Source organism: Sphingomonas sp. (assembly GCF_048594985.1).
GTDB lineage: Bacteria > Pseudomonadota > Alphaproteobacteria > Sphingomonadales > Sphingomonadaceae > Sphingomonas_I.
Map to the genome: position 1 here is coordinate 1 of NZ_JBMDXG010000164.1, position 5488 is coordinate 5488.

Genomic DNA, 5488 nt, shown 5'->3' on the forward strand with positions numbered 1-5488 from the left:
CATGATCTCCCCGAAGAAGACCAGCGGTTTGCCGTGCGTGGAGAAGCCAGAATCCATCGGCGACGCCTAACCCCATCCCGACGGGGGTAGCAAGGAGACAGGGGAGGGCGCCGCCGATGGTCACGACACGTTACAGGCCGATCTGCAGCGTGGCGCGAAGCGAGAGGGCGGCGCGGCCCTGCTGTTCCTCGGCATTGAACTCACCGCCGAGGCGGAAGCCCGAATTGCCGCCGACCGCGCGCAGCTTGCCGACCCAGCCGCTGGTGCGATCCTGCGGCACGAGGGTGAAGCTGTTGCCGCCGTCGTAGCGCGCGGTCGTGCTGCCGAGCGAACCGCCGACGAGCTCGCGACGGCCGCCTTCCAGCTCGATTCGGAACCAGCCCGTGTCGGCATCGGCCCCGCCGAAGTCGAGCCCGACCGCCGCGCTGCCGGTCACGGCCAACTCGTCGCTAGTGCGCGATCCGACGATCAGGTCGAACGCCCTGCCGCCGCCGGTCTCGGTATAGCCATCCTCCTTGAGGCGGTAATAATCGACCGCGACGATCGGGCGGAGCGTGAGGTTGCCGGTGTAGAATTCGTAGGATGCGGTGCCCGCCGCCGAGAGCAGGGTGCCGTCCCACTTGGCGTTGGAGTTGCGCTGAACCACCTCCTCGCCCGCCTGGCCTTCGAAGCGGCGGTCGCCGTCGAATTTGACGCGCGCGGCCGACACGCGGGCGGAGGTCATCAGCCCGTCCCAATGGCCGCGCCAGTAGCCCGCGACCTCATATTGATTGGCACTGACCTCGTTCGCGGTGCCGCCGTCGGCATCACGGCTCCACAGATAACCGAGCGAGGCGCCGAAATTGCCGAGCGCGGTCTTGATCTCCGCGCCACCCGAAAAGCCCCAGCCGGTGATGTCGTAAGAGGCCGTGTCGCCCAGGCTCTTGCTGGTGCCCCAGCCGGCCTGGCTGACCCAATAGCCCCAGCGCCCCTCATCCTTGAACGGGGCGTTGGGGTCGGCGAGAATGCGGCCGAAGGCGCGCGAGCCCATCGTCACCGCTTCGAACGTGCCGCCGGCATGGTCGGGCAGCATCTGGCGCAACGAGCGGCGGAAGGCGTTGCCGTCGGTCTGGCCGAGCACGGCGGTCGCGACCTTCGCATCGCCGCTGAGCGCGGCGTAGACCGCGTCATAGGCTGTCGCCTGCGACCGGTTGAGACCGAGTTCGCTGGTCGTCTTGCGCGTGATGTCGATCGCGAGCTCGTTGGCGCCTGCGCTGACCGCGCCCTTGTAGACGAAGGGCAGCAAGGTGTTGTCGCTGGTCAGCGCGCCCGCGCCGCTGAGCGTGCCCGCGCGCAGTACCACATAGCGGCCCTCCGCATTGGTCAGGTCAGCGAGGCGCACCGACAACTTCGCGCCCTCGGCGAAGCTCGCCTGCTCCGACACGGTCAGCATCGTGCCCGCGCCCGCCGTTTTGCTGAGCGTCACGCCCAGCACGCCGCCCGAGGCGACCGATAGCGACCGCACCGTGGCGGCGTTGGTGACGGTCAGCGATCCGCCATTGACTGCGACCGCCAGACCCTGCGCATTGGCGAGGCTGGTGTTGACGCGCGTCGTGCCGGCGAGCGTCAGCGTGTCCGCGCCGCCGCCGAAATCCATCGCGCCGTCGAACGTCGACGTGCCGGCTAGCGAGACCGCGTCGGCGCCAGCGCCGAACAGGGCGCTGCCCGAATAGGCCGCATCGCCGCTCATCGTCAGGCGGTTGGCGCCGCCGCCGAATCGCGTCGTACCCTGCACGGTTCCGTCCGCCACATCGAGCGTGTCGGCGCCGTCGCCGAAGCGGATCTCGCCCGTGATCGAGGGCGCGGTCACGCCGGCGGCGACCGCCGTCTGTCGGACGGTGACCCCGGCGGCATTGCGCGACAGGTCGATCGCGACATTGCGGTCGGAGCCGGCCGTCGCGCCCGTGGCGGTGATCGTGCCGCTATTTTCGACCAGCGATATCGTGCCCGCGCGATCGAGGATCGCGATCGCCGTGGCGTCGCCGCCGCCGGCGGTGGCGCGGATCGTGCCCGAGTTGCGGATGGTGGAAACGGTGCCGCCGTTGTCGACCAGCACCGCGATGCTGGTTGCGCCCGCCGCGCTGCCGCCCGCCGCCTGGACCGTGCCGGCCACGCGGATTTCTGGCACCGATGCCCCCGCCGCGATGTGGAGCGCGGTGGCGTTCGCGCGCGACGTCGCGCTGATGCCGCCGTTCACGCCGATCCCGCCGGCGACCGTCACAGCGGCGCCGAGCCCGCCGATCCGCATGCCCGTTGAACTGACATTGTCATAGACGCCGGCGCCCAGGATCGTGCCGTCGACGACCACGCCGAAGCCGGTGCCGGTGCCCGCGACGGGGCCGATCGCGACCGTGTTGGTGGCGCTGCCGATCTGCACCGCGGGCGCGGCGCCGAACGCGGTAACCGCGGCCGATCCTTCGCGTGCGTCCTCGATCCCGTCCTTATCCTCGTCATTGTCGGTCGCGCTGGCGTCGCGGGGCGGAACCGCGAAGATGACGCCGCCGCTGACATTGCCCGCCACGACCAGCGCCGATCCGCCCTGGAGCAGATCGTCGGCATCGAGCTTGGACGCGTCGCCACCCGTGGTCGCGCGATAGCCGGTTGCGGACAACGCGCCCTGAACCACCAGCGCGCCATCAATCGCGCCGTCGATCCGGGCGGCATTCGAACCGAGGCCGATCGCGTTGATCGTGCCGGCAAGGCGGACATTGCCCTGAACCGCCCCGACCTGCACGCCGGTTGCGCGGTCGCCCGTGACGGTGGTGGTGCCGTCGTGGACGAGGTTGCCGGTCAGCCGCCCGCCGAGCAGGATGCCCGTGGAGTCGTTGCCCTCGATCGTGATCGTGCCGCTGTGCGTGATCGATCCGGTGAAATCGCCAGTGGTGCGGATGCCGATCCGGCCGCGCCCGACGGCGAACGGGCCGTCGAGGTCGCCGTCATTGTCGGTATCGGTCGGCGCGTAGGTTTCGTCGAGGATGATCCGGCCGCTGTTGATGATCGTGCCGCGATCCGACGTGGCGATGATCCCGCCCGAAAAATCGGCGTTGGTGGTCTGGATCAGGCCCTCGTTCCGAACGGTGTGCGCGCTGTCCAGGGTCACGGCATTGCCGCCCGACGGCACGATCGATCCTTCGGCCGTGATGCGGATGTCGTCGGCATTGCCCGAATTGATCGTGGCGGTGCGCACCGGATCGGTCCGGCGCGTGGTGATCGTGGTTTCGGCATGCAGCGAGGAGGCGAGCGCGAACAGGCAGGTGGAGGCGAGCAGGCGGCGCATTCAGATCCCTTTGGCTGGCGGCGCGGTCCGTGCCGCGCGCCTTCGGACCTTTCGACGGAGCCGCCGCGCCAGTACCTTGGCCGCCCGGGAACTTTTTCAGAAAGCGGCGTCGAAGCCGATACGCACCGTGCGCGGCCGGAGCGGCGTGATCTGGCGCGCGCCGGTGACGAACGGCGTGCCGAGCGCGAAGCGGTTGCCGACGCTGTCGGTCAGATTGGTGACGCTGAGCGTGAAGCCGTGCGACGCGGTGCCGAGCCGGCCGATCAGCGCGGTATCGAGATAGTCGCCCTGCTGTTCGCCGAGCACCGGACCGACCCCGAGCCGCGACCGGCCCGTGTAGCGCGCCCATCCGGTCAGCCGAAACATCGACGTGTCGCCCACCCGCTGATGAAAATCGAAGCCGATCCGCCCGGCGAAGCGCGCGACGTTGGGGACGCGGCTGCTCCGCGCGAGCGCGAGCATGATCGTCTCGCGCCCGCTCAACACCTCGCTGTCGTTGAAGGTGCCGGCGAGTTCGAGGCGGAGCGCGGGCACGACGCGCCAGCCGCCGGCCGCCGTCATCGTCCAGATTCGCCCGTCCCCGATATTGGCGGTGCTGGGCAGGCCCGAGGCGTCGATGAAATCGGCCTGGATGTCGCTCCAGCGCGTATGCGACACGCTGGCGGACAGATCGACGCGGTCGCGTTCGAACCGCCGCACGAAATCGCCCTCGATCGCGAGGCCGCCGGGGCGGAACCCCTCCTGGTAGCGCGCGAACAGCGTCAGGCGCGGCAGCACGGCGGCGCTGATCGAGGCGGACGGGAGGAGGCTGGTCTGCGTGCGCGTGGCGGCGATCGCGGCGCGCGCGTCGGCGATCCGCTCGCTCACGGGGGCGATCACGTCGCGTCCCTCGCCCGACAGCCGCGAATGGGTGACGCGCGCGCCGCCGGTGAGCGTCAGGCCCGCGAGCGGTTGAAGGCTTGCCTCGCCGTAAAGCGTGCCCTCCCTGATGCGATTGGTGACGCCCGTCACCGGAAGCGGGGCGTTGATCGCACCGACCGCGCGATCGAGCCGGGTCCGGTTCGAGGTGTAGCTGGCCCCGATCACCCAGCCGAACCCCGCCTCCAGCGGGCGCGACAGCCGCGTCTCGCTGGCGAACAGGCGCGTGTCGTTGCGCTGGACGAAAAGGCGCGGCTCGCCATCCGAATAAGGGAAGGCGATCAGGATCGGGCTCACGATCACCCCGCCCGCACCCGCGCCGGGGACGAGCATGCCACTGGGCACGGTGGCGTCGTAACGCTCGTTCAGTTTCTGCCGGATATAGCCCGCGGTCGAGCGGAAGCGCAGCCCGTCCCAATCCTTGGCGACGACCACCTGCCCCAGCGCGTAGCGCGCGTCGAAGCCCTGATCGACCGCGCTCGACCGCGTCAGCGGGGGATCGCCCTCGTCGGCATATTGGCTGTCATGTCCGTCGGTGCGTTGCCCGACCGCGCCGAGATCGATCGTCCAGCCGTCACCCGCCACGAGCCGCAGGGTGGCGCGACCGCCGCTGATCTCGGTCCGATTGATGTCACGCTTCCCGCGCACGGGATTGTCGATGTAGCCGCCCTCGCTCGTCGTATAGCCGGTGACGCGCAGCGCCACGCGATCGTAAGCAAGCGGCAGGTTGACCGTGCCGGCGATGTCCGCGCCGGGATCGCCATGCTGGGTCGCCGAGATGCCGGTCGAAACCGTGCCGGCGACCTCCCCCGTGGCGGGGGCATTGGGCGTCACGCGAATGATCCCGCCGAGCGACCCCGCGCCGTACAGCGTGCCCTGCGGGCCTTCGAGCACCTCGACCGCCGCCATGTCGTACAGCCGCAGATCGGGGTCGGGCGCATTGTAGCTGAGGCGCAGGTCGCCGAGATACTGGCCGACGGTGGCCTGGGTCGGGCCGGTGAAGCTGGAATCGGCGATGCCGCGAATGAACAGCTTGTTACGGCCCGCGCCGAGATGGGTGGAGGAGACGGTGGCGAGGCGGGCGAGCAGCGCGTCGGTGCCGGCCGCGCCCGCGAGCGACAATTCGTCGCCCCCCACGAATGAGGCGAGACCGGCGTAATCGCGCAGCGGCACCTCGCGCTTGCTGGCGGTGACGACGATGTCGACCGGTTCCTCCTCCGCTGCGGTCGAGGCGGGGTAGGCGGGTCCGGGGCG

The 5488-nt window shown here is 70.2% G+C and carries 2 protein-coding genes; both read right to left on the minus strand.

The features are described 5' to 3' along the window. Positions 1-130: 130 nt before the first annotated feature. A complete protein-coding gene (locus tag ACOJSF_RS06290) occupies positions 131-3316 on the minus strand; it encodes an autotransporter outer membrane beta-barrel domain-containing protein (protein ID WP_420141367.1) in 3186 nt (1061 codons plus the stop codon). Between the two features lie 96 nt (positions 3317-3412). After that, positions 3413-5488 (minus strand): TonB-dependent receptor (locus ACOJSF_RS06295; protein ID WP_420141368.1); only part of this gene is annotated, 2076 nt, incomplete at its 5' end.

Coding starts and splice junctions, on each gene's coding strand:
- ACOJSF_RS06290 (WP_420141367.1), bottom strand. CDS start 3,316: ATGCGCCGCCTGCTCGCCTCCACCTGCCTGTTCGCGCTCGCCTCCTCG.